Annotated in this window: 28 protein-coding genes; 9 read left to right on the top strand and 19 right to left on the bottom strand. The window is 58.5% G+C overall.

Features of this window, described 5'->3' with window-relative positions; all coding sequences use genetic code 11:
* Window positions 1-45 precede the first annotated feature (45 nt).
* On the top strand, window positions 46-1,284 hold the full coding sequence (locus tag ABLV64_RS03160; RefSeq protein WP_205608548.1) for an MFS transporter: 1,239 nt from the start codon (window positions 46-48) through the stop codon (window positions 1,282-1,284).
* On the opposite strand, the gene hpxE is transcribed toward ABLV64_RS03160, so the two are convergent.
* Window positions 1,261-2,235, bottom strand: a complete 975-nt coding sequence (hpxE, locus tag ABLV64_RS03155; RefSeq protein WP_205608547.1) for a molybdenum cofactor-independent xanthine hydroxylase subunit HpxE — start codon at window positions 2,233-2,235, stop codon at window positions 1,261-1,263. The genes ABLV64_RS03160 and hpxE overlap by 24 nt on opposite strands.
* Window positions 2,236-2,246: 11 nt before the next feature.
* Window positions 2,247-3,284 (bottom strand): molybdenum cofactor-independent xanthine hydroxylase subunit HpxD, encoded by a 1,038-nt coding sequence (gene hpxD, locus ABLV64_RS03150; protein ID WP_021314344.1) that lies wholly within the window; start codon window positions 3,282-3,284, stop codon window positions 2,247-2,249.
* Between the two features lie 125 nt (window positions 3,285-3,409).
* Here hpxD and hpxR point away from each other — a divergent pair, with 125 nt between their 5' ends.
* Entirely contained in the window at window positions 3,410-4,333 is a 924-nt protein-coding gene (gene hpxR / locus ABLV64_RS03145; RefSeq protein ID WP_049003669.1) for a LysR family hpxDE operon transcriptional regulator HpxR, read from the top strand.
* On the opposite strand, the gene hpxO is transcribed toward hpxR, so the two are convergent.
* A complete protein-coding gene (gene hpxO, locus ABLV64_RS03140) occupies window positions 4,314-5,468 on the bottom strand; it encodes an FAD-dependent urate hydroxylase HpxO (protein ID WP_032456029.1) in 1,155 nt (384 codons plus the stop codon). The two genes, hpxR and hpxO, sit on opposite strands and share 20 nt — an antisense overlap.
* A gap of 345 nt (window positions 5,469-5,813) precedes the next feature.
* Here hpxO and ABLV64_RS03135 point away from each other — a divergent pair, with 345 nt between their 5' ends.
* From ABLV64_RS03135 to ABLV64_RS03115, 5 genes are all read left to right on the top strand, one after another.
* Window positions 5,814-7,193 (top strand): nucleobase:cation symporter-2 family protein, encoded by a 1,380-nt coding sequence (locus tag ABLV64_RS03135; RefSeq protein WP_017900377.1) that lies wholly within the window; start codon window positions 5,814-5,816, stop codon window positions 7,191-7,193.
* A complete protein-coding gene (gene uraD / locus ABLV64_RS03130; protein WP_017900378.1) occupies window positions 7,171-7,671 on the top strand; it encodes a 2-oxo-4-hydroxy-4-carboxy-5-ureidoimidazoline decarboxylase in 501 nt (166 codons plus the stop codon). The genes ABLV64_RS03135 and uraD overlap by 23 nt, the downstream gene beginning before the upstream one ends.
* Window positions 7,668-7,994 (top strand): hydroxyisourate hydrolase, encoded by a 327-nt coding sequence (gene uraH, locus ABLV64_RS03125; protein WP_032456031.1) that lies wholly within the window; start codon window positions 7,668-7,670, stop codon window positions 7,992-7,994. The genes uraD and uraH overlap by 4 nt, the downstream gene beginning before the upstream one ends.
* A 282-nt stretch (window positions 7,995-8,276) precedes the next feature.
* The gene (hipB, locus tag ABLV64_RS03120; protein WP_032456032.1) at window positions 8,277-8,543 is read left to right on the top strand and encodes a type II toxin-antitoxin system antitoxin HipB; all 267 of its coding nucleotides are present in this window, start codon (window positions 8,277-8,279) and stop codon (window positions 8,541-8,543) included.
* A complete protein-coding gene (locus ABLV64_RS03115; RefSeq protein ID WP_032456033.1) occupies window positions 8,543-9,865 on the top strand; it encodes a type II toxin-antitoxin system HipA family toxin in 1,323 nt (440 codons plus the stop codon). Before hipB ends, ABLV64_RS03115 begins: the two co-directional genes overlap by 1 nt.
* A 16-nt stretch (window positions 9,866-9,881) precedes the next feature.
* On the opposite strand, the gene ABLV64_RS03110 is transcribed toward ABLV64_RS03115, so the two are convergent.
* From ABLV64_RS03110 to ABLV64_RS03075, 8 genes are all read right to left on the bottom strand, one after another.
* Window positions 9,882-11,174: a glycoside hydrolase family 10 protein gene (locus ABLV64_RS03110; RefSeq protein ID WP_099441800.1), complete on the bottom strand. Its 1,293-nt coding sequence runs from the start codon at window positions 11,172-11,174 to the stop codon at window positions 9,882-9,884.
* Between the two features lie 141 nt (window positions 11,175-11,315).
* Window positions 11,316-11,522: a helix-turn-helix transcriptional regulator gene (locus ABLV64_RS03105; RefSeq protein ID WP_004205917.1), complete on the bottom strand. Its 207-nt coding sequence runs from the start codon at window positions 11,520-11,522 to the stop codon at window positions 11,316-11,318.
* Window positions 11,523-11,524: 2 nt separating this feature from the next.
* The gene (locus ABLV64_RS03100) at window positions 11,525-12,058 is read right to left on the bottom strand and encodes a hypothetical protein (RefSeq protein WP_004205916.1); all 534 of its coding nucleotides are present in this window, start codon (window positions 12,056-12,058) and stop codon (window positions 11,525-11,527) included.
* A 28-nt stretch (window positions 12,059-12,086) separates the two neighbouring features.
* Window positions 12,087-12,431, bottom strand: coding sequence for a hypothetical protein (locus ABLV64_RS03095; protein ID WP_004205915.1), 345 nt, complete (start codon window positions 12,429-12,431; stop codon window positions 12,087-12,089).
* The gene (locus ABLV64_RS03090) at window positions 12,418-13,533 is read right to left on the bottom strand and encodes a serine hydrolase domain-containing protein (protein WP_049093366.1); all 1,116 of its coding nucleotides are present in this window, start codon (window positions 13,531-13,533) and stop codon (window positions 12,418-12,420) included. Before ABLV64_RS03090 ends, ABLV64_RS03095 begins: the two co-directional genes overlap by 14 nt.
* A gap of 269 nt (window positions 13,534-13,802) precedes the next feature.
* Window positions 13,803-14,585, bottom strand: a complete 783-nt coding sequence (map, locus tag ABLV64_RS03085; protein WP_205608546.1) for a type I methionyl aminopeptidase — start codon at window positions 14,583-14,585, stop codon at window positions 13,803-13,805.
* Window positions 14,566-14,784, bottom strand: a complete 219-nt coding sequence (locus tag ABLV64_RS03080) for a ParD-like family protein (protein WP_002904808.1) — start codon at window positions 14,782-14,784, stop codon at window positions 14,566-14,568. Before ABLV64_RS03080 ends, map begins: the two co-directional genes overlap by 20 nt.
* A 290-nt stretch (window positions 14,785-15,074) precedes the next feature.
* Window positions 15,075-15,323 carry a hypothetical protein gene (locus ABLV64_RS03075; protein ID WP_004205912.1) on the bottom strand — a complete coding sequence of 83 codons (249 nt, stop codon included), beginning with the start codon at window positions 15,321-15,323 and terminating at the stop codon, window positions 15,075-15,077.
* A gap of 296 nt (window positions 15,324-15,619) precedes the next feature.
* Here ABLV64_RS03075 and ABLV64_RS03070 point away from each other — a divergent pair, with 296 nt between their 5' ends.
* Window positions 15,620-17,275, top strand: a complete 1,656-nt coding sequence (locus ABLV64_RS03070) for an EAL domain-containing protein (protein ID WP_205608545.1) — start codon at window positions 15,620-15,622, stop codon at window positions 17,273-17,275.
* A gap of 33 nt (window positions 17,276-17,308) precedes the next feature.
* Here ABLV64_RS03070 and ABLV64_RS03065 read toward each other — a convergent pair whose 3' ends face one another.
* From ABLV64_RS03065 to ABLV64_RS03035, 7 genes are all read right to left on the bottom strand, one after another.
* Entirely contained in the window at window positions 17,309-18,247 is a 939-nt protein-coding gene (locus ABLV64_RS03065) for an alpha/beta hydrolase-fold protein (protein WP_032426155.1), read from the bottom strand.
* Between the two features lie 187 nt (window positions 18,248-18,434).
* Window positions 18,435-18,575: a hypothetical protein gene (locus ABLV64_RS03060; RefSeq protein WP_004205909.1), complete on the bottom strand. Its 141-nt coding sequence runs from the start codon at window positions 18,573-18,575 to the stop codon at window positions 18,435-18,437.
* A 12-nt stretch (window positions 18,576-18,587) separates the two neighbouring features.
* Window positions 18,588-18,839, bottom strand: coding sequence for a hypothetical protein (locus ABLV64_RS03055; RefSeq protein WP_004205908.1), 252 nt, complete (start codon window positions 18,837-18,839; stop codon window positions 18,588-18,590).
* Window positions 18,840-19,270: 431 nt separating this feature from the next.
* On the bottom strand, window positions 19,271-19,714 hold the full coding sequence (locus ABLV64_RS03050; RefSeq protein WP_049003649.1) for a PTS sugar transporter subunit IIA: 444 nt from the start codon (window positions 19,712-19,714) through the stop codon (window positions 19,271-19,273).
* Window positions 19,704-21,149 carry a sugar porter family MFS transporter gene (locus ABLV64_RS03045; protein WP_004205904.1) on the bottom strand — a complete coding sequence of 482 codons (1,446 nt, stop codon included), beginning with the start codon at window positions 21,147-21,149 and terminating at the stop codon, window positions 19,704-19,706. The genes ABLV64_RS03050 and ABLV64_RS03045 overlap by 11 nt, the downstream gene beginning before the upstream one ends.
* Before the next feature lie 741 nt (window positions 21,150-21,890).
* Complete coding sequence (locus tag ABLV64_RS03040; RefSeq protein ID WP_217324891.1) at window positions 21,891-23,219, bottom strand: 6-phospho-alpha-glucosidase; 1,329 nt, start codon at window positions 23,217-23,219, stop codon at window positions 21,891-21,893.
* Window positions 23,220-23,230: 11 nt separating this feature from the next.
* Window positions 23,231-24,769, bottom strand: a complete 1,539-nt coding sequence (locus ABLV64_RS03035) for a PTS transporter subunit EIIC (protein ID WP_217324890.1) — start codon at window positions 24,767-24,769, stop codon at window positions 23,231-23,233.
* 267 nt (window positions 24,770-25,036) lie between these two features.
* On the opposite strand from ABLV64_RS03035, the gene ABLV64_RS03030 reads away from it, so the two are divergent.
* Window positions 25,037-25,735 carry a GntR family transcriptional regulator gene (locus tag ABLV64_RS03030; RefSeq protein ID WP_348842951.1) on the top strand — a complete coding sequence of 233 codons (699 nt, stop codon included), beginning with the start codon at window positions 25,037-25,039 and terminating at the stop codon, window positions 25,733-25,735.
* Here the strand turns inward: ABLV64_RS03030 and ABLV64_RS03025 are convergent.
* Window positions 25,732-26,484, bottom strand: coding sequence for a sulfite exporter TauE/SafE family protein (locus tag ABLV64_RS03025; RefSeq protein WP_032456042.1), 753 nt, complete (start codon window positions 26,482-26,484; stop codon window positions 25,732-25,734). The two genes, ABLV64_RS03030 and ABLV64_RS03025, sit on opposite strands and share 4 nt — an antisense overlap.
* Window positions 26,485-26,531: the final 47 nt, after the last annotated feature.

Below are 26,531 nucleotides of genomic sequence, written 5' to 3'. Positions count from 1 at the left end.
AGCCCCTAAGATGTCCAGGATGTTAATAAACCTGGAGAGATGTATATGACTTCCTGCATAGCTGCTGACGCGAGCCTGTCACCCGTCAGGCCTGCCTGGCGCGCCGTCTATGCCCTGGCCCTCGGGGTGTTCGGCCTGATCGTGGCTGAATTTCTGCCCGCCAGCCTGTTAACGCCGATGGCCAGCAGCCTCGGCGTCAGCGAAGGGATGGCCGGGCAGGCGGTGACCGCCACGGCGTTAGTGGCGTTAGTCACCGGCCTGCTGATCGCCACCGCCACCCGCAATATCGACCGCCGCTGGGTGCTGATGTTCTTTTCCGTGCTGCAGATTGTCTCCAGCCTGATGGTCGCTTTTGCCGGTTCGCTGGCGTTTCTCCTGCTCGGTCGTCTGCTGTTGGGGATCGCCATCGGCGGTTTCTGGGCGATGTCCACCGCCACGGCGATGCGTCTGGTGCCGGCGGCCCATGTGCCGAAAGCGCTGGCGATCATCTTTTCCGCGGTGTCTGTCGCCACGGTGGTGGCCGCGCCGCTCGGCAGCTACCTCGGAGAGCTGATCGGCTGGCGCAACGTGTTTATTCTCTGCGCGATACCCAGCCTGCTGGCGCTGCTCTGGCAGCTGTGGGTGCTGCCCTCCATGCGGCCGGAAAGCGTTGGCACCTTCTCCACGCTGTTCAGGGTGCTGCGCCGTCCCGGTATGCTGGGGGGCATGCTGGCGTCGATCCTGATTTTCAGCGGCCATTTTGCCTTCTTCACCTACCTGCGACCGTTCCTTGAGACCGTCGCGCAGGCCAGCGTTGAAGGCGTTTCGCTGATTTTGCTCGGCTTCGGTGTCGCTAACTTTGTCGGCACCTCGGTGGCGAGCTATCTGCTGAGCCGCAGCCTGCGTCTGACCCTGGCGCTGGTGCCGCTGATGATGAGCGTCCTGGCGCTGCTGATGGTGACGTTTGGCCATCTGTCCGTGCTCGACGGGTTGCTGGTCGCCCTGTGGGGATTTGCCTTCGGTCTGGTGCCGGTGGCCTGGTCCACCTGGCTGGCCACCACCGTGCCGGATGAGGCGGAAAGCGCAGGCGGTCTGCTGGTGGCCTCTATTCAGCTGGCCATCAGCGCCGGCGCCGCCGGCGGCGGGGCGGTGTTCGATCTGCATGGCGCCAGCGGCGTCTTCACCGGCAGCAGTTTGCTACTGTTGACCGCGATGGTCGTGGTCTTCACCGCCGTGCGGGTGAAACCGGTCGCCAGCGCCGAGCAGCCGGAGACCGGCCGCTTATCCCGCGAGATCGATAACTAAATTGGCCGACAGACTGCGGGAGCAGCACAGCGCGATATGCTGCTCCGCGGCCTGTTTTTCCGCCTCCGACTGCACGGTATCCCGGTGGTCTACCGTTCCCTCCCGCACCGGCGTCAGGCAGGCGCCGCAGATCCCCATCTCGCAGGAGAGCGGCACCTCAACGCCATGCTCCTGCAGCACCCGGGCGATGGTTTTGTCCCCCGGGACCGGCCAGCGCTCACCGGTGGAGGCGAGGGTGATGGTGAAGGTGCCGTCCTCCGCCGACGCCGCCGTCGGGACGGTCGGCTGGAACGCTTCGCTGTGCAGTTGCGTTTCCGCCCAGCCGGCCGCCAGCGCGGTGTCGCGCACCTGGGCCATAAACCCCGGCGGTCCGCAGAAATAGACTCGGGTGTCGGCGTCCGGCGCGCCCAGATCCTGCGCCAGCCACAGGCGCGGGCTGTGCCCGTCGGCAGAGCTGTGGATCAGGCAGGTTCCGCCGGTGAGCTGGCTGGCGATCTCGGTGGCGAAGGCGGCCTCCTGCGCGCGGCTGACGTAATAGTGCAGCGTAAAGCTGGCGCCGGACGCCGCCCGCGCATGAGCCATCGCCAGCAGCGGCGTAATCCCGATCCCGGCGGCGAGGAGCACCACGTGGCCGCCCCCGTGCAGAGGAAAGTGGTTGCGCGGAGCAGAGATCAGCAAGGGCTGCCCCGGACGCAGGGTGTCATGAATATAACGGGAGCCGCCTCGCGACTGCGCCTCGCGGGCGACGCAGAGCAGATAGTGATCCCGTCTGGCCGGGCTGCCGGTCAGCGAATACTGACGGATCAGCCCGCAGGGGAGATGGAGGTCGATATGGGCGCCGGGCGCCCACGCCGGCAGCGGTTGCCCATCGGCGCTCACCAGACGAACGGCCAGATTTTTCGCGCCCTGGCGCCACAGGCCATCGACCACCACCGGGAGTATGTCGCGCATAAGACCTCCACTCATACCAGAAAGAAATCGCCAAAGCCCATCTTCTTCAGCCCGCGCCGGTAGGCGATAGAGCTGCGGTCTGCCGGAATATGCGCCTCCAGGGTCAGATCCAGCGGCAGCCGCTCCGGGCGCTGGGTCTCAACCATCAGGCGGTCCTCCTCAAACACCCGCAGGTTGAACGCATGAACGTCTTCCACCGGCACATGCAGGTCAAAATTGCGGGCGATAGGGGCAAACATTCGCGTCACGCGCGACGACACCGGCGAGGCGGCGTTCATGATCACCAGCTTCGCATCGGCAGGGAAATGGATGGTCAGCGTGGCGGTGAACGGCAGATGCATTTCAAAGTGACGCAGCCACTGGAACCCTTCCGGCGCGCGGAAATCGGAGCTGGCCGGGTAATTGCCTACCGAGCTCCAGTAGTCGGCAACAAAGCCGAACGGCGTCTCCTGCGGGGTGTAGTCCGGCACCTGTTGGTTGTCCGGATCGGCGAAGGTCTCGGTGTGGATCCACGCGAAGTGGGCGACATCGAGAAAGCCTTCGACCTGGCGGCCGGCAAAGCCCTTCACTTCAAAGGCCGGACAGTTGATTTGCTGAAAGCCGGCGTCGTCCCAGTGCGGCATGGTCGGTAACGGCGGCGGATTGTCCGGATCGCAGTCCAGGCAGGTCCAGATCAGCCCGTAACGCTCCTCCACGGCGAAGCTGGTGAGATGCAGTTTGGCCGGAATGGGTTGCCCCGGACTGGAGGGGATGCGGTTGCAGCGGCCATCCTCGCCAAAGCGCAGGCCATGATAGGGGCAGACGATGCCTTCTTCTTCATGAAACCCCAGGGTCAGCGGGACGCCGCGGTGCGGGCAGACGTCGCGGGCGACCACCACCTGGCCTTTTATACGATAGATAACCAGCTGTTCGTCCAGTAGGGTGGCTTTCACCGGAGCGCCGTCAATATCGCAGGCGCGGGCCACCGGGTGCCAGCAACGGGCCAGCCGCAGCCAGTCTTCCGGATCGAAGGTGCAATGGGCGGGGGGCGTGGGGGTGGTTGTCTTCATGATTTCTCTTCCTGCTCACATCGGTGATTGTTTTATTGTTGTGAGATTATTGTTGTCATATTAGGGTGTTCACATCCATCACCATTAATTCACTCTGCTGTTGCAAAAAAGAGTACAGGGGCACCATGAGTCCATTTTCCCGTTTCGCCCACTATTTCATCGCCGTGGCTCGCTGCGGCAGCCTGCGCCGGGCCGCCGAGCAGCTGCATATCTCGGCCTCGGCGATTAACCGCCAGATCCTGCAGGCCGAGGAGGCCTTCGGGACGCCGCTGTTCGAGCGGCTGCCGGAGGGACTGCGGATGACCACTGCGGGTGAACTGCTGTATGACAATCTGTTGCGCTGGCAGAAGGAGTTTCGTCAGACCCGGCAAAAATTTGATGAGCTGCAGGGGATGAAGCGCGGGAGCGTCAGCGTCGGCATGGTGCAGGCGCTGGCGGAAGGAGGCTTCGCCGCCGCGCTGGCGGAGATCATTGCCAGCTGGCCGTGGCTGGAGCTGGATCTGCAGGTGGCCGACAGCCACACCGTCAGCCAGAAAGTGCGTCAGGCGGATCTGGACGTCGGTCTGATCCTCGATCCGCAGGGGCAGGCAGGACTCAGCGTACTGGCCTTTGCCGAACTGGAGGTGGGGATTGTGATGCGCCCGGACCATCCTCTGGCGGGGGCAAAGGCCCTGTCTCTGGGCGAGCTCAGCCTGGAGCGGCACATCGTGCCCGGCGCGCCGCTGATCGTTCATGAGCGTGTTGCGCTCCTCTATCGCCACCATGACTTTGCGCCGGAGAATACCATCAGCTGCAATGATATTCGCCTCATTAAGTCGCTGGTGCTGCGCGGCAGCGGCGTGACGCTCCTCAGCCTGCTCGACGTGCTGGACGAGGTTCAGCGCGGACAGCTGACCTTTATCCCGCTGCGCAGTACGCTGCTGCGGCCGCTGACCCTGGCGCTGTGCACCGCGCCCTCGCGTCAGCTATCGCGTCCCGCGCAGATGGCCATTCAGACGCTGAGCGCGGTGATTGAGTCCATGGCGACCGTCAGCCCAGCGGGCCGCTGAGGATGGTGTCGCACATGCCGTTGATAATCCGTTCGCCGGTCTCCTCCCGCAGCTCCTGGTACCAGGCTTCGGTGAGCTGCATATCCTTACCGTGGGTGATATCGCAGCGCTTGCGCGCCTTCAACACCAGATCGCGAACCCGATCGCAGCGCTGGGCTTCATACTCGCGCAGGGCGGCGTCAATATCGCGGGTCTGGCGGAAAACGGCGCCCAGCACCACCGCATCTTCCATCGCCGCACATCCCCCCTGGCCAATATCCGGGGTGGTGCTGTGTCCGGCGTCGCCCAGCAGCGCGACGCGACCGCGCACCAGGCGGCTGAACGGTTCGATATCGTGGATTTCAATACGGTTGGTGGTCTGCGGGTCAAGGGCGGCGATCAGCTTCTGCACCGGCGGCGCCCAGCCGGCAAAGTAGCGGCTGAGGTCAGCGCGCAGGGTGTCACGATCCTCCGCCAGACCCGCCGGCAGCGGCACATCAAAGAAAAAGTAGAACCGGCCAGCGGAGACCGGCATCAGCGAGACGCGCTTGCCTTCGCCGACAAAGGTGGTCCACTGATCGCCGGGCGCCAGCGCTTCATCTACTTCCACCAGACCGTTCCAGTTGACGTAGCCGGCGTAGCGGCGCTGCGGGGTAAAGCCTAGCACCCACGGACGCAGCGCGGAATGGCTGCCGTCGGCGGCAATCAGCAGATCGCCGCTGGCGCTGCTGCCGTCGGTAAACCACACCGTCACGCCGTCGGCGTTTTCTTCACAGCGGGTGACGCGTTTGCCGAACTGCACGCGCTCCCGTCCCCAGAAATCCAGCATTTCCCGCTGCAGCTCTGCGCGGGATACCGGGCAGGGGCGGCTGCCGGTGCGTTCGATCAGCGGCGCGAGGCTGAACTGGGTCATGTTCTCGCCGCTGCGGAAATCGCGATACGCCATGCGGCGCAGCGGTCCGCCGAAGGTTTCCATGATATCGCCCATGCCGAGGTGGGCCATGCATTTCACGCCGTTGGGCCACACGGAAATCGCCGCGCCGACCGGTTTGATCTCTTTCACCGCCTCATAGACGTCGCAGTCGATCCCCGACTGTTTGAGCGCCACTGCCGCACTTAAGCCGCCGATGCCCGCGCCAATCACGATTGCTTTCATTTTTTTCTCCTTCTCCAGATGTAGGCACTGACTACAGCAATTTGCGTACCAGTTCGCCGGAGGGAGGAAAACCGCCCGCCAGAGGCACAGCGACAGGTCATGGCGCACCACCTCGGTGCAATGCGATGCATTGGTTGCCTTTTTATGAATCAAAAGTTTCTGTATGTTGCATTAAGAATCTATCGTTTCATAAGCCTGGTTCAGCAGCGGAGGGAAGTGATGCATCATTCGAGTAATTTAAGCTTATGATTTTAAAGTGTTAATAAATTTATTCGTGCGCTTTTGTCGTCTCTGGCCTGCTTTGTGCAGTAGCCCATGCACTTCTCTTTGCTACGGGATAACACCATGTCTGACGAACATCACAGCGGCCTGCTTTACGGCCTTGAACAGCGGATCCCACCGCTTCCGGCCTTTTTTAGCGCCCTCCAGCATGTGCTGGCGGGTCTGGTGGGGATCATCACGCCGCCGCTGATCATCGGCGCCACCCTCGGACTTGGCGACTGGCTGCCGTATCTCATCAGTATGTCGCTGCTGGCTTCGGGTATCGGTACCTTTCTGCAGTCCAACCGGGTCTGGGGCATTGGCGCCGGGATGATCTGCATGCAGGGCACCAGCTTCGCCTTTCTGGGCGTGGCGGTAGCCGGAGGGATGTGGGTGAAAGCGCAGGGCGGCGGGCCGCAGGATATTATGGCGATGCTGTTTGGCGTTAACTTTGTCGCCGCCCTGGTGCCGGTGATTGTCAGCCGCTTTATCGAACCGCTGAAGAAAATCTTTACCCCTATCATTACCGGCAGCGTGATTGCGCTGATCGGCATCAGCCTGATCAAGGTCAGCGTCATTAACTGGTGCGGTGGGGAAAAGGCGCAGGATTTCGCCAGCATGAGCAATATCGCGCTCGGGGCGGGTACCCTTGGCGTTATCGTCCTGTTGAGCTGCGCCAAAAACCGCTGGCTGCGGCTCTCCTCGGTGGTGGTGGGCATTGCCGTGGGCTGTGTGGCGGCAGGGCTGAGCGGTCAGTTCCATCTTCACAGCCTGGGCGACACCCTGTTTCGCCTGCCAACGCTGTTCCCGTTTGGCTTTCAGTTTAACAGCGCGATATTTCTGCCGGTGGCGCTGGTGTCGCTGGTGTGTATTCTGGAGGCGGTGGGCGATCTGACGGCCAACTCGCTGATTTCACAACAGTCTGTTGACGATCGCGCTTTCCGCAACCGGCTGAAGGGCGGTATCCTGGCGGATGGCGTCAGCTGCATGGTGGCCGCAATGCTCAGCGCCTTTCCGAACACGACTTTCGCGCAGAACAACGGCGTGATCCAGATGACCGGGGTGGCCAGCCGCTATGTCGGACGCTACATTGGCGTGATTCTGATCCTGCTCGGGCTGTTCCCGCCGGTGGGCGAACTGTTGCGGCAGATCCCGGCGCCGGTGCTGGGGGGCGCTACGATGGTGATGTTTGGCTGCGTGGTGGCGGCCGGGATCCGGATCATTACCCAGAACCCGCTCACCCGACGCGATGTGCTGATCGTGGGTCTGGCGTTTGGCGCGGGTCTTGGCGTGGAGTCGGTGCCGGCGTTTCTCAGCCATTTTCCGCCGATGGTCGGCGATCTGTTCGGTTCCGCGGCCACCAGCGGTGGGCTGGTGGCGATAGCGCTGAACCTTGTTCTGCCGCAGGAGCAGGCGGCGACGAAAACGATAAGGAGTCAGGATGATCGCGCTGAGTCAGTTTAACAGCCTGAGTGGCGATGAGGCAGGGGAGCTGCTGGCTCCCTGTGTGGCGATCCCGGCCTGGAGCGATAAGCTGGTGAACTTGCGCCCCTTCGCCAACCGTGAAGCGCTGCTGCAGGTCGCCCGGGAAGCGATGGGCGACTGGGGAGAGAACGATCTGAACGCGGCGCTCAGCGCCCATCCGCGGATCGGCGAAAAACCGAGCGGCAGCCAGGCGCACGCGACGATGTCACGCCAGGAGCAGTCGGCGGTGGACAGCGATAATGAAAGACTGGCGCAGGCCCTGCGGGAGGGGAATGCCCGCTACGAAGCCCGCTTTGGCCGGGTGTTTTTAATCCGCGCCAAAGGGCGCAGCGGCGAAGAGATTCTGCAGGCGCTGACGCGCCGGCTGCAGCATACCGCTGACGAAGAAGTGGCTGAGGCGCTTGCCCAGCTGCGGGAAATTACGATGTTAAGACTGGAAGGAGCGATTGGCGAATGAGCACCCTGAGCACCCATATTCTGGATATTTCCACCGGCACGCCGGCTGAAGGCGTCGCGGTCAGCCTGAGCCAGGAGGGCGAGACCCTGGCGAACCTGGTGACCAACGCCCAGGGGCGTATCGTCACCTTCAGCGCCGCGCCGCTGCCGGCGGGGCGCTACTGTTTAACCGCGGAAACCGGGGCGTGGTTTGCCCGTGCCGGGCGCGAGAGCGTTTTTACCCGAGCGCAGATTGATTTTGTCATTGGCGAGGCGGCAGAGGACCATTTCCATCTGCCGTTTCTGATCGCCCCGGGCGGGTGGTCGACCTACCGCGGCAGCTAAGCCCGGCTGCGCGTTGCCCGAGTGACAGCCATTGCCGGGCGGCGCTGCGCTTGCCCGGCCTGGATGATGATGAAACTGGTAGCGACAGCCCGTAGGCCCGGTAAGGCGCAGCCGCCACCGGGCAGACCACGTTGCTCCGGCTGCCATCCCTTCTGCTTTATCCCTACGTAAGGATAATCATTGACCTATCCCCACCAGGGGATAAACTTGACATTATCCCTTGCAGGGTATAAAACCAGTTTTATCCCGATAGAGGGATAAATGATGGTGAGGAACAAGGCGATGAATTCCCCGCAGATATACAGTCCGGTTCAGCTGGCCAATTACCTGAAACTGCTGCGCCAGCAAAATCACTGGACTCAGGAGGCGCTGGCCAGCCGGATCGGCATTAAACAGGCGACGCTGTCCAATTTTGAAAATCACCCCGACAAAACCACCTTAACCACCCTGTTTAAGATCCTCCAGTCGCTGGAGGTGGTGATGACCCTGAACGCCAAACCGGCAGAGACGGCGATGATTCCCGATAACACCACGGATCTTGACTGGTAATGGCGACGCTCACCACCTGGATGAACAATGCGCGCGTGGGAACCTTAACCCGCCAGGCCAACGGGGCGCACAGTTTCCGCTATGATGAGGAGTGGCTGCGCAGCCCGCGCGCCAGACCGCTCTCCCTCTCGCTGCCGCTGCAGTATGGCAATATTACCGCCGACGCGGTGTATCACTATTTTGATAACCTGCTGCCCGACAGCCCGCAGGTCCGCGAGCGGATCGTCAGGCGCTATCAGGCGCGTTCGAAACAGCCGTTCGATCTGCTGGCCGAGGTCGGGCGGGACAGCGTAGGGGCGGTGACTCTGCTGCCGCCGGGGGAAGAGGCGTATCTTGCCGCGTTGCGCTGGCAGACGCTGGATGAGGCGCAGCTGACCGCTTTGCTGACCGCCTACCAGTCGGATATTCCTCTCGGGATGGTGACCGGCCAGGACGATTTTCGTATCTCGGTGGCCGGCGCTCAGGAGAAAACCGCGCTGCTGCGAATGGGCGAGCACTGGTGTATTCCGCAGGGCACCACCCCGACCACCCATATCATTAAACTGCCTATCGGCGAGATAAAGCAGCCCAATGCGACGCTGGATCTGCGTGAAAGCGTGGATAACGAATATCTGTGCCTGGCGCTGGCCAGGGCGTTGGGCCTGGCGGTGCCGGAGGCGGAGATTATCAACACGCCGCGGATCCGTGCGCTGGCGGTGACCCGCTTCGACCGGCGCTGGGCGCAGGAGGGGCGCGTGCTGCTGCGTCTGCCGCAGGAGGATCTGTGTCAGGCATTCGGCATACCGTCGTCGATGAAATATGAGTCTGACGGCGGGCCGGGTATCGCCGCGATCATGACCTTTCTGCTGGGCTCCAGTGAGGCCCTGAAAGATCGCTATGACTTTATGAAGTTCATGGTGTTCCAGTGGCTGACCGGGGCAACGGACGGGCATGCGAAGAACTTCTCGCTCTTTTTGCTGCCCGGCGGCAGCTACCGGCTCACGCCGTTCTACGACATTATTTCGGCATTTCCGGTGCTGGGCGGGACGGGACTGCATCTGCGCGACCTGAAGCTGTCGATGGGGCTCAATGCCACAAAAGGGCGGAAAACGGAGATTAACGCTATCTATCCGCGTCATTTTCTGGCGACCGCCAAAGCGGTTAACTTCCCCCGGGAGCAGATGCTGGCGATCCTGGGCGAGTTTGCCGACCGCGTGCCGCAGGCCATCGAAAGCGCCCGCCAAACGCTGCCGTCGGACTTTTCCGCCCACGTCTGGCGTGCCATCACGGAGAACATGTTGAAACTGCACGCCCGCCTGCAGCAAGGGCTGCAGGCGGGATAGCGAAGCCGGCTGGCGGTTAGCTCTGCGGCTGTCCCCAGCGGCTGCGCAGGTAGTTAACCGCCTGGCGGGTCTGCGGCTGATTGAGGTTGTTTTCGCGGAACAGGATGGTGCCCTGGATCTGCGGCAGGGACTCATTGAGGTCGAGCTGTTTTTTCAGCTCCGGCACGCCGCCATCCACCGTCCAGTCAGGTTCATTTTTTGACGGTTCACCCACCTTGTACAAGGCCACGCCGATATACAGCCGGGTATGCGTCGGCTTGACCACCTCGGCCCACCAGTTGGCCAGCACATCGTAGCGCGCCGCATCGCGGGCAAACGGCCAGTAAATCTGCGGGGCGATGTAGTCGAGCAGCCCCTGCTGCACCCAGCTGCGGGTATCGGCATAGGATTCATCATAGGCGGCCGCGCCACGGGTATCAGACCCCGCCGGATCGTGGGAGCGGTTGCGCCACACCCCGGCCGGGCTAACGCCAAACTCGACGTTCGGATTGAGTTTTTTAATGGTCGCGGAGACCTGGGCAATAAGCTGCTGAGTGTTATGCCGCCGCCAGTCGCCCTTCGAGGCATAGCCCTGCCCGTAACGACGGAAGGTCTCGTTGTCGTTAAGCGGGGAAGAAGCGGTTTCGGTGTAGAAATAGTCATCGAACTGCACGCCGTCAATCGGGTAGTTCTGCACCACTTCAGCGACAATGCTGGTGATCCAGTCACGCGCTTCGGGAATACCCGGGTCGAGAACAAAGCGATCGCTGGCGGTGCGGATCCAGTTACGGTGCAGGACGAACACGCTGGCCGGCACCTGAGTGAGGGTGTTGTTCAGCTCGGCAATCGTCGACGGTTTGGTGTTGACCGAGACGCGGTAAGGGTTAAACCATGCGTGGACCTTCATGCCGCGCTTGTGCGCTTCATCCAGCATAAACTGCAGCGGATCGTAGCCGGGGTATTCGCCGATTTTGCCGGTCAGCATATCGGACCACGGCAGAATATCAGACCGCCAGAGCGCCGTACCGTCCGGTTTCACCTGGAAAAAGACGGTGTTGATCCCCAGGCGCTGCAGATTATCGAGTTTGGCGATCAGCGCCAGCTTCTGCTGGGTGATGCGGCTTTCCGGCGTACTGGCGATAATTGACCCGACCGGCGGCCAGTCAAGGCGCGAGACGGTGGTCAGCCAGACGCCGCGTACCGGCTCCCGGTGCGTCTGACCGGCTTTAACGGCCGCGCTCTTCGGCGGCGTGACGAGGGATTTGGGGGCCTTACTGGTGCAGCTGAACAGCATGCCGGCGGCGATGAGCGCCGCGCCTGCCAGCGCCACTTTGCTGGCTAGGGGGAATCGACGAGAATGGCTGATGATGAACTCCCGTGTAATCAGATCGTCGCGTGTAGGCGCTATTCTCTTACGATTCGCCGGCCAGAGCAATTCCTTGACAGGACTGTTGACATCAGGTGGGAGAGGTCAGTCGGGCTCCCACGCCAGAATATCGCCAGGCTGACACTCGAGCGCCTCGCAGATGCGGGACAGGGTATCAAAGCGGATGCCTTTGACTTTTCCCGACTTGAGCAGCGACAGGTTCTGTTCGGTAATGCCTACAAAGGCCGCCAGCGCCCTGGACGTCATCTTTTTTTCCACCAGCAGTTTGTCCAGATTCACCACCACAGCCATCGTTAAATAAACTCCTTATTCTCTTCTTCCGCACGGATCCCGTGGAGCATGGCGTGAAATGTCACAAACAGCAAGCTTCCTGTCAGAAGCAGCACCCCGTCGCTGAGCAGAAACACCACCTGGTAATAAGGCTGCGGCCACCAGGCGAGCAGCGGGATCAGAAAGCGGCACACCGGCAACAGGATCCCCATGCCCACCATGGCCAGAGCGATGTAACGAACGCTGTGCGCCAGGGAGAGGCTGAGCACGCTGCGCTGGCGGACGCTACGGGTTACCTTCATGCCCTGCCAGATAGCGAACGCGAACAGCCCGGCCGGAAGATACAGCAGGGCCAGCAGCAACAAACGTCTCGCCATCCCCGGCGCCTGGGCCGGGTTGTCGGTTAACGGCACTTCAGCAAAGTGCAGCAGGGTGGAAAGAAAATATCGTTCGCCGGTAAAGAAAATCCACAGCGGCACGATCAGGGCGAGCATAAAAAAGAGGGGCAGTATGCCGCTAATAATAGCCAGACTCAGCCGGGTTCTGGATTGCTTCACAATTTACCTTCCTGATTGATGAGAATAATTAAAGCACCAGCCGCGTCAAGCATGACATAAGGGCCACGGCGAAGACAACGCTCATCGCCCGGACGCCGCGTCGACGGCTGGCAAACCACGGACGGGTCCAGACGCGGTACAGGCTGAGGGTGATGAACGATGCCTGGATGGTCCAGGTCAGCATCCGAAACAGGTAGCCCATTTTGCCGAGATTCTGCAGGGTCTGGAAAACCTCGGCGAGATAAATAACCCCGGTCACCAGCAAAACATAATTGAGCAGGCGTATTTTTCGCTGCGCCAGCCAGTCGCCGGAAATAAACAGGATCACCGACAACAGCGTTAACAGCGCCCAGAGGATGTCAATTCCGTTCATTACGCGCCTCCTGTTCATCAGGGGTGGCAGCCAGTAAGAGCTTGATGGCAGGCCCGATCACCGGCCAGGCGGTATCGGAGAGGATCACTACCGCGGTCTGTCGCTGTCGGTCGAAGGCCATCATTGCCGCAAAGCCGCCACTCTGCCCGTCATGCCAGACGATCTCCCGTCCGCGGACGCGGGTAGTGAACCAGGCATAACCCACCCGGGAATCGGGATCATCGGTGGCGAACAGGGGGGGCATGCCTTCACTGCCTGCCAGGTTTCCTGCCAGCAGCGCCTGGGCATATTTCGCCATATCGACAATCGTGGCGCGTACGCCGCCGGCGGGGGCGAAGGCGTCCATCACCCATGGCTGCTGAGGGAAACCAGAGGCTGACCAGCCCACGGTAAACGTCGGCGAGGCTGGAGTATTGTGCCGGGCCACTTCCGCGTCCTGCATTCCGGCGGGGGCAAAGACCCGTTGCGCCATCAGTGTGGCAAAATCGCGATGAGACGCCCGCTCCAGCGCCAGTCCGAGCAGGGCAAACCCGGCGTTGGAATAATCAAACCATTTCGTCGGCTGCAGAGTGGCCTGGTTCATCATCGCGATCAGCGCGGGTCGATCGTAGCGCCAGGGATTCTGCCGCCGGGCAATGTCGCTCAGAATAGCCAGCCGCTGCCCAACCGACGCGGTGAGCGGTGGCAGTCCTGAACGGTGAGAAACCAGTTGCTCCAGGGTAACGTCCCGCACCGGGCTGACAATCTCCGGGACCAGCGCCGACACCGGCGTCTGCGCGGTGACTTCGCCGCGGCGAATAGCCTCCAGCAGCAGGCTGGCGGTCATGGTTTTGCTCAGGCTGGCGATCTCATACTGCGTCGTATACTCGCTCCCCCACAGGCCGTAGCGCACCCCCTGAGGGGTAATCAGCGCGGCGGCGACCTGTCCGCGGGCGCCGTTAAGCAGAGGCGTTAATATCGAGACCAGCTGTTTATCCCCCGTCGTCCGGGAGCTGGGGGGATGAAAGCCGGGCTGCAGGGCGATCCCCGCCGCCACGATGACGGTAAAAACCAGCACGGCGGCAATGATCTGTCTGTCCCGGCGATAGCGGTTCCAGCGCATGTTTTCTCCTTAACGCGGTACGACATCCAGGTGAGGGAATACCGTTTCTCCCTGGTGTTAAAGTGAGCGCAGGTTAGCCTGGTGTTTATCGTTTTACAATAAATTTTTATCGTTTTATGATTAACTCTATAAGGAGTAAAGCAGACACACCCGGCGCGGTGTGGAGAACGCGGGGGGGCAATAGAGGCCAGGGGATAAAGTGCGCTGACGAAGGGCGGTACTCGCCAGCGAGAAATGTCGGCTATGCCGATATACCGGGAGAAGAAAACTCAGCGGATCCGCGACTGCTCGTCGTCGCGTAGCGTCAGCACCTCAAATCCGTTGGCGGTGACGGCCACGGTGTGTTCCCACTGCGCGGAGAGTTTTTTATCGCGGGTGACCACCGTCCAGCCATCCTTTTTGGTCTTGATACGACTGTCGCCCTGGTTCACCATCGGTTCAATAGTGAATACCATGCCTTCCCGCAGCACCGCGCCTTCACCGGGCCTGCCGTAGTGCAGCACCTGCGGCTCTTCATGCATTTCCTGGCCGATACCGTGACCGCAATATTCTCTGACCACGCTGTAGCCATGGTCCTCGACCCAGCGCTGAATGGCATGGCCGATGTCGCCCAGCGTCGCGCCGGGTTTCACCACCTCAATGCCTTTCCACATGGCTTCATAGGTGGTCTTTACCAGCCGGCGAGCCAGCGGGGAAACGTCGCCTATCAGGTACATCTTACTGGAGTCAGCGATCATGCCCGCTTTCTCGAGGGTGATATCGACGTTAATGATCATCCCGGAGCGCAGATGCTCGGTCGCCTTCGGGATCCCATGGCAGACCACATCGTTAATCGAGGTGTTCAACACATAGGGAAAGTCGTATTGCCCCTTGCTGGCCGGGCGGGCGTCCAGCTGGTTGACGATAAAATCTTCCACTCGATCGTTGATTTCCATCGTCGTCACGCCGGGGACGATAAAGGTATCCAGCATGTCAAACACCGATGCCAGCAGCTGGCCGGCATGGCGCTGGCGCGCGAGCTCATCGGCGGTTTTAATGATTATTGATGGCATTGATCACCTCCAGCAGACGGTCAGAGCCGGATTTCAGCATCAGCAGTTTGATCTGCTGGTGGTTAAGCTCCGGGTAGAGTTCGCTCATCATGCCCAGGCGGATCCAGTATTCCGCCTGGGCATTAACGGAGCGGGACATGGCTTTGCTGGCATCACGAATGTCATCGTGCAGCAGATCGGAGATTTTGACGATTCCCATAGAAACAGACCATATATGATTCGTAGATGTATCGTATACAAACCAGCGCGGGATGTCCTTGGCATTTTGTGGCGTGGGTGACGAGCGTCATGCAAAAAAGCCCGACCAGCGGGCTTATTTACCGTATTTTTTCAGGTTAAAAATTCGCGCGGCTCACCATGGCGAAAATTACCCATTAGGTTATCGGTATGCGGAATGAAAATAACATGATGACGACGCATCAATATATTTTATGCAGGTGTTAATTTTGCGTATGAATATTCTCCCGTCAGGCCGGGAATCCGGGGAATTTACAGCGCGTCAGTGAGTTTATCCACCACCACTTTACCCGCATTATCGAACTGCGTAATGCGGAAGCTGTCGCTCCAGGAGCGGCGAGTGGTGAAGCGGTCAAACAGGGATACCCGGCCTTTACGCTGGCCATCTTTACTTAAAATAACCCATTCGGTTACCGAAGAATAATGCTGACTATTGTCATGACGACTCTGTTGTTCAACCAGTCGATCTTCTTTTTCCACTTTTAAATAATCACGCAACATATTTAACCTCCATAGAAAGTATTATTAACATTACTCCTTTTATTTATTCTTTCAATCAAACTTTTTAATCAATAAAAGTAACTATTAGTGGGCGACCTAAGTGCGAAAATCGCCGAGGTTATCCCCCCGAAGATGGCCTGGTCCACTACGCTTAACAGGAGTGTCCGCCGCGCTATCGGCGGTTGTCCGGGCCGGAAAGGCGACCATAAAACACCTTAACCTTGTATTCATTATGGGCGTGATTCTGTTATATCTAATGCGTTTTGCCACGACCGAGCCACAGAGAGCGCTGTACCATGAGTAACGATCACCTGACGGACATTGCCTATCGCCACTTTATTGAAAGTGTTAAAGATTATGCCATCTATATGCTGAGCGCCGACGGGACGGTCATTAGCTGGAATGAGGGCGCCCGCCGGGCAAAAGGGTACCTGAGCGATGAGATCATCGGTCGCTACTTCGGTCTCTTCTATAGCGAAGCCGAACAACTCTCCGGGGTGCCGGCGAATAATCTGCAAATTGCCCTGCGTAGCGGGCAGTTCGAAGGCGAAGGCTGGCGGTATCGTAAAGATGGCTCCCGGTTCTGGGCGCATGTCATGATCAATGCCATCCGCGATGAGCAAAATAACCTGCTGGGCTTTGCCAAAATTACCCGCGACATCAGCGAACAGAAGGCGATCAATGACCGCATCGCGTGGATGGCGCGTTACGATGCGCTGACCGGTTTACCCAATCGGGTGGAGTTCTTTGAGCGGGTGGAAAAGCTGATCACCGGGAATGACGCCCGCCGCTTTGCCGTTTTCACCATCGATTTAGATAAGTTTAAAGAGATTAACGATCTGCAGGGCCATCTTATTGGCGATCAGCTGCTGCAGCGCGTGGCAGGCGCCGTACTCAAAACGCTGCAGAAGGAGGAGATGGTCGCCCGCTTCGGTGGCGATGAGTTTGTGGCCGTCAAACCTTTTGCCGATGAAAGCGAGGTGGACACCTTTGCCGCCCGTCTCTGGCACTGCTTCAGCGGTAAGCAGACGTTTGCCGCGACGGAAGTGATCCTTTCCGCCAGCATGGGTATCTCCGTCTACCCGGAGGACGGGACGGATATTAATACGGTTCTGAGCAATTCCGATCTGGCCATGTATCGGGCAAAGAGCAGTCTCGACCACAAAATTTGCTGGTACGAACGCGAGATGGACGACAAGACGCGGCAGCGGAATATGATGGCCGCCGACATCCGCCGCGGTATTCAGGCGGGGGAGTTTTCGCTTCACTATCAGGCGATCCGCAATATTAAAGATCGTCGCATCACCGGTTATGAAGCGCTGTTGCGCTGGCAGCATCCTCAGCTGGGCGCTATTCCGCCGGACGTGTTTATTCCCATTGCCGAAGAGAGCGGCGCCATCGTGCCGTTAGGCTACTGGGTGCTGGAGCAGGTGTGTAACGAAGCGCTGGAAAAGGGTCTCAACAGAAAAATTTCGGTCAATATCTCGCCGGTGCAGCTGCGTCATCGTAGCTTTATCGAAAAAGTCCGCGAGATCCTGATGCGTACCGCCTATCCGGTCAGCCTGCTGGAGTTTGAGGTCACCGAGACGGCGTTTATCGTGAACAAGCAGCTGGCATTCAGCGTCCTGCATCATCTGCAAAAGATGGGGATCAGTATCGCACTGGATGATTTCGGCACCGGCTACTCCTCCCTGAGCATGCTGCGCGATTTTCATTTCGACGTCATCAAGCTCGACCGCAGCTTTATGCTGGATGTGGAGAGCAATCCCCAGGTCCGCTCATTCGTGCGGGCCATTATTTCGCTGGGCAACTCGATCAATACGCCGCTTATCGCCGAGGGCGTGGAAACCGCAGGACAACTGCAGATCCTCGAAGAGGAGGGATGTGACGAAATGCAGGGGTTCCTGTTCGGCGAGCCGGTCGATATTAAACACCTGCCCGATCAGCGCTGAATCGCCCGCCGTCCGCTGGTGGGCGCAAGGTCATCACTGATGCGCAAGCGCTGCCTGCCCGGAAAGGTGCAGCAGCGCGGAGCGCAGGGAGACCTCGAACATCTGACCATGGGTCAGCCCAGGGTAGCGCCAGAAGGCCACCCGCAAGCCGTTGTCCGCCAGTTGCTGTTGGGTCTGACGCAAAACCGCCAGGGAAGCCACGTGCCCGGACGGCTCTCCAGGGGCTTTGCCATCCCCCTCCAGCAGATACAGCGATTTCCCGACGAAAGCCGCGGCATCGATGTTGTTGCTGTCTTTAAGCGGAGACTCGAGTGCCTGGCCGAGCGACGGGCTGGTGGAATAAAAGATATGGAACAGGTCGCTCTTACGCCACGCGTCGAGTACAAACAGTCCGCCATAGGAGTGACCCCAAATAGCGCGCTGGCGGGGATCGATTTTCAGCTTAGCTTCTGCTTGCGGAACCATCGTTTCGCTCAGCAGCTGGCGAAACAGGTCATTACCCCCGGTTTTTCGCGGCGGCAGCGCGGATTTTCCGGCGCGAGGTTGATGCGTCTTAAGCGGCGGAGTGTAATCCCAGGCCCGGGCTGCGGTATCGAAGGGCAGCGCCGTCTGGTAACCAATAGCGACGATGACCGGCGGGGAACCAGCGGAGAGCTGTTGCAGAAACGCGTCGTTGAGTTTATCCATCACCGCGTTGCCGTCCAGCATATACAGCACCGGATAACCGGCGGCCGGCGGCGCTTTATCCGGCACCGCGGTCCACACCCGGTAATGGCGTTCGCCATCGGCAGAGTCGTACTGGCGCTGGGTAAAATGGTAGAAAGCTGACCCTTTGTCCGCAATATTCGGCCCCAGCGGCTGCAGATCCGGCCGGGCGAAACTGCCGCTGCTGTAGAAGAGCGCGGCGCCTATCGCCAGCGTCAGCAATCCGTGCGCCTGCCGCGCTGTGATGATCCCTGAATCCTGCTTCACCTCGTCTGTCCCCCATTTTCTGTCATCTGGCGTTTTGCCTGGGCTGACACGTTAGCATAGCTTCATTGATAATGGTTCTCATTTCTTTTCATGCGCGCTGTAGCAGGCTGCATGCCGCTAAGGCTGGTGGCGGAATCAGTCTAACAGGAGGAGAGATGGCCGCCTGTCGGCGGCCGTGAGAGAAAAGTCAGGACCGATCGTGAAGGGTGCTAAGCAGTTTTTTGACCAGCGGGGTAAGCGCCATAAACAGCAGCGCAATAATGACAATCAATAAGATAGTCAGACCTTTATGGTGATTGATAAGCACCAACAGCATTGCCAGCGTCATGGGCATGCTCCTTTAATAACGGTATTCAGCGCCGCTGAGGTGAATGAAATTCAGCAGAATGGTCATCACCACCCAGGCCAGCAGCAGAAAGCGTCGTCTGTCGCGTCGCGCTTCCAGGGCGGCGAAATAATTAGCGCTATACCAGGTCGATATAATAATAGCCAGCGTGATGATGACCTGCCAGACCGCCTGACGATAGCCTGTCACGATGCTTATCCCGCGAAAGCAGAGGACGATCGCGATACCATTAAGCGCGTTACACATCAGCCATCCCCACAGGCTTGCGGGCCGGCTAAATAAATATCCAAATCGTAAAACCAATGTCGTATACACCTTTACAAAATAATCGCGCTGTAAAATGCATTTTAACGCTGGAAGCGGTATTGATATAAATCAAAACTAATGGGATAGCGCAGGAATCACTGACGCGCGGCACTCACGGCCTGAACAGCAAAGCAAAGGATGCAAAGCCTTTTAATGGTTAACATGCTGTTTTTATTGGTCATTTTTCCATATTGAATAAGAGCTGTCGCATAATAAATAGAGTTGATAGCCATTCGATATGCGTTAATTTCCCCGGTTATTATTGTGAGTGACGTGATAACGGAGAAAATTAGATTTTTCGTAATGCTTGCTTTCTGCGAGACCAATACAATAAGGTAATGGCCGGGGGCAGAGCCCCGGCCGGTGCGCACTTAACGGGGTAGCGCGTTATGCTGGAGGATCTTCAGGAAGTCATTTTTGTCGGAGATTAATGACAACGCATTCGCGATCAGCTCATCGCTGAATATCGAGGCAATTTCTTTGAGCACGTCAATATGCTCTTTCTCTTTCGCAATCACGCCAATGGCAATAAACATCACGTTGCCGCGATCCCAGATAACGCCATCAGGAAACTGATAGATCTCAATCCCGGTTTTAAGAATGATATCCGTCGCTGATTTCGGCAGATGCGGCAGGGTGATGCCATTGCCCAAAAAAGTGGAAACCTGATGTTCACGCTCCAGCAGAAAGTGAACGCACTCCTGATTGACATAGCCTTTGGCTTTACACTCTGCGCCAATCATGGCGATGACTTCCGCTTTATTAGTGGCCTTGCAGCCGATGTGCAGATTATCCAGCGTGATGTTATCGATCATAGCCAACCTCCCTGGTGAGACGAGTAGATTTTTTATCCTCATGATTCGCTGACAGCTCCGCTTCTAACTGCTCCAGCGATTTATTGGAGGTCTCCGGCAGGGCGAACACCACGAACAGAATCGCCAAATAGTTGATGGCCGCGAAGATAAAGAAGACCGGCCCAAGGCCCAGTTTCGCCTGCAGCAGCGGGAACAGGTAGCTGACCACCGCGTTCATGATCCACATGAAAAATACCGAGATCCCCATCGACAATCCGCGGAATTTCAGCGGGAACAGCTCGGCTAACACCACCCAGGTGATAAAGCCCATCGAACCCTGCATCACGCCGACGAACAGCGCGCCCAGCAGCCAGATAGCGGTGGCTTTGAGGTCGCCCACCAGGGTGTAGTCGACCGCGGCGATAATCAGGTGCAGCGTGGCCATAATGGCGAAGCCGTAGATAATGATCGTCTTACGCTTAAAACGATCGACGAGAAACAGCACGCCAATCAGCATACCGCCGACGGAGAAGACGCCGTTCAGCACGTTACAGATCAGCGAGGTACGCTCTGAGAAGCCGGCGGCACTCAGGATTTCCGTGCCGTAATACATAATCACGTTCACCCCGGTGGTTTGCTGCAGCGCGGCCCAGGTAATGCCCACCAGCAAAATTTTGAGGATCCATGGCGTTTTGAGGATAGTGGTGAAGGTGTTCTGGGTGCTGAACTTATTGCCGGCTTCAATTTTGATCAGGGTGGAGATGTCGTCGAATTCTTTCTGCGCGCGTTCCGCCGGGCGGATCTGTTTGAGAATATGCAGCGCTTCCTCGTGGCGGTTTTTGCTGATCAGCCAGCGCGGACTTTCCGGCGCGCGCCACATGCCAACAAACAGGCAGATAGCGGGGATCGCCTGCACCAGCAGCATATAGCGCCAGACGTCCGGCAGATGGCCCCAGATGATGCCAATGATCGCGTTAATGGCAAACGCCGCCAGCTGGCCGATAACGATGGCGACTTCATTCAGGCCGGTCAGCTTACCGCGCATCTCGGTGGGCGCCACTTCAGAAATAAAGGTGGGGGCGGTGACCGAGGCGCCGCCGACGGCGTAGCCCAGCAGGGCGCGGGCAATCAGCAGGGTAGTGATATCGGGAGCCGCGGCGGAAAGCAGGGCGCCGATAAGAAAAACAAAGGAGAGGAAGAGCAAGTATTTGCGCCGGCCAAAGTAGTCGGCGAACTTACCGCCAAACACGCTACCCAGCGCGGCGCCGATCAGCAGGACACTCATTACCAGCCCTTCGGTGGTCGGGGTCAGCGCCATGTACTGCTTCAGTGAGGAAAAGGCGCCGTTGATAACGCCGGTGTCGTAACCGAAAAGCAGGCCGCCGAAGGTGGCCACTAAGGTGATCTGATGAAGTCGTTTTCTCTGTTGCTGGTTCAGGTTTGTTATAAATGACATGGTAGTCCCTTTATTTTGTTGAACGACACAAGATAAAAATACATCTCCCCAGTCAGGATTTATCACGCCTGTGTTGTCGTATCTAACTGAATTAAATGATTTTCTTCTTTGTGTAATTGCTCAGCACAAGGCAGGGTACGCTAAGCAATGGCGGTCAAAGAGGTTTACGGCTTGGTGTTGGCATGGATGTCGTCGATATCCGTTCTCCTTTTCGGGTTAGCGGTCTTCAGTGCGTCGGCAGCGCCGACGTTGGCCGCAGGACAGCGCCCTGGTGTGGCACGTTGCTGTCGTTCCGGCGATTTACCGTGCTAAGAATATGGCACAAAGAAATGGAATGAGCATGCTACAAGATCACATTATGAAAATTTAATTTCAAACTGGTGTTGCAGGAAGGTAAATGCATGAAGCCAATCACAATGGCATGCGGCAGTATATCCCTATGAAATGCGGGTTAAATTTGCGAGTTAGTAATAATGATGTTGTTTTCAGTGGGTTAATGTAACTCAAAGAATACAACGCAGATCACATTTTTACGCCATAATATCGAAGAATAGAATTTATATTTCATTACTCTGTTCAGGGAAAATTGTGGCTGGCGATGCTGTGATGTCAGTCTGGCTGGCGTCGCGCAGGCCATCGACGCGTTGGCGCTGAGGGAGGCTATGGAAGGAGGTATCGCGGGATGGATGCCGGCGATAACCCTGCCGAGAGGGGCACTCACGGCAGGGTTGTGGCAAAAAATCAGTGCAGCGCGGGCCAGTAACCTTCGTTGGCGACGATCAGCTCATCGAGAATCGCTTTCGCCACCGCGGCGCTGGGCACCGTTTTTGACAGGGTGATGGCCTGCCACAGTTTCTGGTAGCTTCTCTCGATCCAGGCGTCAACGACCAGCTTCTCCACCGCCACCTGCTGCTCCATCAGCCCTTTCTGGAACGAAGGGATTTTTCCCATCGCCAGCGGTTCCGGGCCGTTGACGCCCACCAGGCAGGGGACTTCCACCATCGCCGTCTCGTCAAAATTGGCGATCGCCCCGTTGTTTTCCACGATCAACAGCATCCGCTCCTGGGTGTTAAAGGCGATGGCGCAGGCGAGGTCGACGATGAAGGTGGCATGGGCCCCGGCATGGAAATGCGCGCCTTCCGCGGTGCCGCGACGAGTGATCTCCCGGGCCATATCGAAGACCTCTTTTTCACGTCCGGCCATCACTTCGTTGGCCCGCGTAAAGTCCGGGTTAGAGTGGGCAACCTCGTAGTCAGGGTAGAGGTAGTATTTCAGATAAGTGTTAGGCAACGTCAGGGGATCGAGGGCAAACACATCCTTCACTTTTTTAAAGGTTTCGATCCAGCTCGGCGCTTTATGCTGAAAATCTTCTTTTGGGCTACTGTAACCCTGCTCCGCCACGTGACGCTTGAGCGCCGGCATCAGATCGTTACCGGCTTTATCGGTGATGCTGGTCCACCAGCCAAAATGATTCAGGCCATAGTAGCGGACGTTCAGCGCCTTACGCGACGGCAGACCGAGGATATCGGCAAACAGCCCCTCGATGGCCACCGGCATATCGCAGATGTTGATGATGCGCGCGTCGGGCCGCAGGCGACGGGTCGCTTCCGCGACGATGGCCGCCGGGTTGGAGTAGTTAAGCATCCACGCCCCCGGGGCATACTGCTGCATATAATCGACCAGCTCCAGCACGCCGGCAATCGAGCGCATACCGTAGGCGATCCCTCCCGGCCCACAGGTTTCCTGACCCGGCACGCCATATTTCAGCGGGATTTTTTCATCCTTTTCCCGCATCTCATACAGGCCAACGCGAATATGCGCCATCACAAAATCCACGTCGGTGAAGGCCGCCTGCGGATCGGTGGTATAGCTGAATTTAACCTGCGGAAAGCGTTCCTCCACCAGAATGGCGCAGGCGTCGCCGATGGTCTTCTGACGCTCGTGATGGTTATCGTACAGACGGATCTCCCGCAGGGGAAAGCGCGCCATATTTTCCAGCAGCATCATGACAATCCCCGGCGTATAGGTACTACCGCCACCGGCAATCGTGACCACAAAGTTATCTTTCATTTACCACCTCGTTATTCAGTTACACCCAGACTGGCGTTGACCGCCGTTCGAATTTTGTTAACCCCCAGGCCGTAGATCACCTGAACATGATTGCCTTTAATCAGCACGCTGCTCCCACCGCTCTCTTTTAACAGCGTCTGCTGGATGAGTGCGGGGTCGCGCACATCGACCCGCAGGCGGGTAAAACAGTTTTCCACCGCACAAACATTTTCTTTGCCGCCCAACCCCGCAATCACCATCTCACCTTTATCAGACTCGCCATTTGCCGGATCCGTCTGTGGGGAACGCACCGCATCGGCAGCGGCTTCGCGCCCCGGGGTAAGCATTCGCAGGCGGGTAATACAGAAGGTGCCGACCAGGTACATGGTGGCGGTCTCCAGCAGCCCGAGGGCGACAAACACCGGCCAGCGCGTCACGCTGGCGCCGGCGGGCAGGTTATAGACGACAAAATCGATAAGACCGTTGGTGGCGCAGACCCGCACGTGAAGCAGCCAGGCCAGCATCTGGAAAAAACCGTCCAGCAGGGAGTAGATAAGCCACAGCAGCGGGGCGGTGAAGATGAAGAGAAACTCAAAAGGTTCGGTGATCCCCACCAGCACGGAGGTGACAATTAAGGGGATCAGCGTGACTTTGAGCCGCTGTTTATTCTCCGGTTTCGCCGTGCGATAGAAAGCGAGCGCCATACCGGCGGTGCCGAAAATCTTCACCATCCCATAGGTCAAAAACCGGGCGGAATCACTGAGCGCGTCAACGGGATGACGGGCGATTTCGGCGAGAAAAATAGGCTTGGCGCCAATGACGGTCTGGCCATCAATCAGCAGCTGACCGCCGATAGAGGTAAAGACGAACGGCGACCAGATCAAATGATGCAGCCCGGTGGGGATCAGGAACCGGTTGAGAAAGCCGTACAGGAAGACCCCGATGGCGCCAAAGGATTTCATAAAGCCGGTCAGCGCCGAGATACCCAGCTCCACCACCGGCCATAGATAGACGGTGGCGATAGCAAACAGGCCCACCAGCGGCAGCATCACGATCAGCACCAGCTTGCTGTTGCCGTAGATCGACAGCGCGCCGCGAAACTCAATGCCAACCACGCGATTGTGAACAAAGGCGACGGCGCAGCCAAGGATAATACCGAGGAACACGCCCATATCGATGACCTGAAAACCGAAGATATAGGTTTGTCCGCTGCCATATAGTTGCGCGTTGGTGGCTCCGGTCGCCAGACGATGGGTCAGGGTCAGCCAGCTGTTGTTCGCCGCCAGATAGACCAGCCAGGTCATGGCCGCCACGAAAGCGGCTTCGGCTTTGCGGGTTTTCGCCAGACCGCTGGCCAGTCCGAGGCAGAACAGAAACCCGAGATTGTTCATCAGCGCCCAGAGCATGCTGGAGACGAATTTCCCCAACAGATAGATCCCGCTGCTTTCATCCACCCACAGCCGGTTGGTGGTCATGCTGAACAGGGCGATCAACAGGCCGATAGCCGGCAGATACAGCACCGGCCCGATCATCGCCTTGGAAAAGTCCTGAAGCTTTTTCACGCCAATCATGGTTGTCCTCTCGTCTTCATCGCCCGCTGTCATCACCTGATCAATAGGCTTATCAGACTAGGAGCAGACCACCGGGATCCCGAGCAGGAAAAAGGCCATCTGTGACGAAAGTCATATATATTGTTGCAGGAGAGATATATAAATATAGCCATTTTTATAGATGAGTTAACGCTGCTTATGGCGCGTGAAAATTAATTTTTATGAATAAATACAATGCATTAAATGCAGCTTCATTTGACGTCACTCCTCTCGGTGAGACATCTAAAAGTGATTTATAAAAAGATTGCCACAGAACTGAAGGCCCGCATCAACAGCGACGACTATGCCGTCGGCGATATGCTGCCCAGCGAAAAAGCGCTGGCTGCGGAGCTGCAGGTCTCGGTGATGACGCTGCGCAAAGCGCTGGCGCTACTCGAGGAGGAAAAGCTGATCGCCCGGCGGCACGGCAGCGGAACCTGCATTGTGCGTAAAAGTAACTATCATGGCGGAGAGCTGGAGGGATTTAACTACCAGATGCAGGTGGTGGGGGTCACCAACTACCGCAATAAGGTTATTGATTTCACCTTGCTTGACGCCCCGCCGGCCATTGCCCAGCAGTTAAAGATCCAGCCGGGAGAAAAAGTCTACTACGTCAGGCGGCTGCGGCTGATTGATGAGGTCCCGATCCTGGTGGAGAACAGCTACATTCCCTACGCCGCTTTTCCGTGGCTCAGCGTGGGTAACCTTGAGCAGTCTAAGTTCAACTATTTCAAAAAAGAGTGCCATATCACCATTATTGAGAGCCACCGCAGCTATACCCCGGTGCTGGCGACCCGCGAGCAGGCGGAGCTGCTGCAGGTGGCGCCTAACAGCCTCCTGCTACGGGTGCAGTCTGTCAGCTACGCCCAGAACCGGGCGATCGTTGATTTCTCAGAGATCTACCAGAACACCAGTAAATACAATGTGAAGCACATTACCCGCCGCTAGGATGATTCCGCCAGCAACCCTCGGAGGACAAGCTCCAGCCCCAGCGCCAGCAGGAACAACAGAAAGCCCTGACGAAAGCGCTCCGGGCTTAGACGCGAGCGGATCCGCTGTCCCAGCCACATGCCGAGCAGCGCGGGCGCCAGCGCCAGCGCCGACAGCAGCAGCGAATCTGCGCGCCAGCCAGCGTGCAGAGAGAGGCCGGCCGCCATCGCCAGAGTGGACAGGGTGAACGACAATCCCAGGGCTTGGACCAGCTCGTCGCGACGAAAGCCCAGCGCCTGCAGCCAGGGCACCGCCGGAATAACAAATACCCCGGTCGCCCCGGTGATCACTCCGGTCAGTCCGCCCATCAGCGGCGACAGGCGCTTTTCCATGCGTGCAGAAACCTGCACCGCCGGACCACGGAGCGCGTATCCGGCATAAGCTATCAGCACGGCGCCCAGCGCTAGCGCCGACCACCGCGGGTTAAGATGGATGAGCAGTGACGATCCCGCCAGCGTGCCGATAATCATCCCGGTCATCATTAACCAGAGGCGACGCGCAATCTGCGCCAGCGCGGGGCCGGCCAGCAGCTGCCAGAGATTGGTCAACAGCGAGGGGAGCACCAGCAGGGCCGCCGCGGCCGGTGGCGGCATCAGCAGGCCAAGCAGGCCCATCGCCACGGTGGGCAGCCCCATACCGGTCACCCCTTTGACCAGCCCGGCGGCGATAAAAATCAGCAGTAAACAGAGAGTGTGGAGATCAAACATCATGGCTCACCTATCGGCTCAGAGAAGGGCATTGAAACAGCTGGTCG

Source organism: Klebsiella sp. JB_Kp031, assembly GCF_040064295.1.
Lineage (GTDB): Bacteria > Pseudomonadota > Gammaproteobacteria > Enterobacterales > Enterobacteriaceae > Klebsiella > Klebsiella quasipneumoniae.
This window is presented reverse-complemented; position numbering and strand designations above follow the sequence as displayed.

What these genes read in the sequence shown, in the direction of transcription:
- hpxD (WP_021314344.1), bottom strand. Translation starts at nt 3,284, where the DNA reads ATGAAGACAACCACCCCCACGCCCCCCGCCCATTGCACCTTCGATCCG.
- ABLV64_RS03160 (WP_205608548.1), top strand. Translation starts at nt 46, where the DNA reads ATGACTTCCTGCATAGCTGCTGACGCGAGCCTGTCACCCGTCAGGCCT.
- ABLV64_RS03050 (WP_049003649.1), bottom strand. Translation starts at nt 19,714, where the DNA reads ATGATCGATAACATCACGCTGGATAATCTGCACATCGGCTGCAAGGCC.
- ABLV64_RS03045 (WP_004205904.1), bottom strand. Translation starts at nt 21,149, where the DNA reads ATGTCATTTATAACAAACCTGAACCAGCAACAGAGAAAACGACTTCAT.
- ABLV64_RS03105 (WP_004205917.1), bottom strand. Translation starts at nt 11,522, where the DNA reads ATGGCTGTGGTGGTGAATCTGGACAAACTGCTGGTGGAAAAAAAGATG.
- ABLV64_RS03070 (WP_205608545.1), top strand. Translation starts at nt 15,620, where the DNA reads ATGAGTAACGATCACCTGACGGACATTGCCTATCGCCACTTTATTGAA.
- uraH (WP_032456031.1), top strand. Translation starts at nt 7,668, where the DNA reads ATGAGCACCCTGAGCACCCATATTCTGGATATTTCCACCGGCACGCCG.
- ABLV64_RS03035 (WP_217324890.1), bottom strand. Translation starts at nt 24,769, where the DNA reads ATGATTGGCGTGAAAAAGCTTCAGGACTTTTCCAAGGCGATGATCGGG.
- hipB (WP_032456032.1), top strand. Translation starts at nt 8,277, where the DNA reads ATGAATTCCCCGCAGATATACAGTCCGGTTCAGCTGGCCAATTACCTG.
- ABLV64_RS03025 (WP_032456042.1), bottom strand. Translation starts at nt 26,484, where the DNA reads ATGTTTGATCTCCACACTCTCTGTTTACTGCTGATTTTTATCGCCGCC.
- map (WP_205608546.1), bottom strand. Translation starts at nt 14,585, where the DNA reads ATGCCATCAATAATCATTAAAACCGCCGATGAGCTCGCGCGCCAGCGC.
- uraD (WP_017900378.1), top strand. Translation starts at nt 7,171, where the DNA reads ATGATCGCGCTGAGTCAGTTTAACAGCCTGAGTGGCGATGAGGCAGGG.
- hpxR (WP_049003669.1), top strand. Translation starts at nt 3,410, where the DNA reads ATGAGTCCATTTTCCCGTTTCGCCCACTATTTCATCGCCGTGGCTCGC.
- ABLV64_RS03115 (WP_032456033.1), top strand. Translation starts at nt 8,543, where the DNA reads ATGGCGACGCTCACCACCTGGATGAACAATGCGCGCGTGGGAACCTTA.
- ABLV64_RS03135 (WP_017900377.1), top strand. Translation starts at nt 5,814, where the DNA reads ATGTCTGACGAACATCACAGCGGCCTGCTTTACGGCCTTGAACAGCGG.
- hpxO (WP_032456029.1), bottom strand. Translation starts at nt 5,468, where the DNA reads ATGAAAGCAATCGTGATTGGCGCGGGCATCGGCGGCTTAAGTGCGGCA.
- ABLV64_RS03090 (WP_049093366.1), bottom strand. Translation starts at nt 13,533, where the DNA reads ATGCGCTGGAACCGCTATCGCCGGGACAGACAGATCATTGCCGCCGTG.
- ABLV64_RS03060 (WP_004205909.1), bottom strand. Translation starts at nt 18,575, where the DNA reads ATGACGCTGGCAATGCTGTTGGTGCTTATCAATCACCATAAAGGTCTG.
- hpxE (WP_205608547.1), bottom strand. Translation starts at nt 2,235, where the DNA reads ATGCGCGACATACTCCCGGTGGTGGTCGATGGCCTGTGGCGCCAGGGC.
- ABLV64_RS03095 (WP_004205915.1), bottom strand. Translation starts at nt 12,431, where the DNA reads ATGAACGGAATTGACATCCTCTGGGCGCTGTTAACGCTGTTGTCGGTG.
- ABLV64_RS03055 (WP_004205908.1), bottom strand. Translation starts at nt 18,839, where the DNA reads ATGTGTAACGCGCTTAATGGTATCGCGATCGTCCTCTGCTTTCGCGGG.
- ABLV64_RS03040 (WP_217324891.1), bottom strand. Translation starts at nt 23,219, where the DNA reads ATGAAAGATAACTTTGTGGTCACGATTGCCGGTGGCGGTAGTACCTAT.
- ABLV64_RS03080 (WP_002904808.1), bottom strand. Translation starts at nt 14,784, where the DNA reads ATGGGAATCGTCAAAATCTCCGATCTGCTGCACGATGACATTCGTGAT.
- ABLV64_RS03075 (WP_004205912.1), bottom strand. Translation starts at nt 15,323, where the DNA reads ATGTTGCGTGATTATTTAAAAGTGGAAAAAGAAGATCGACTGGTTGAA.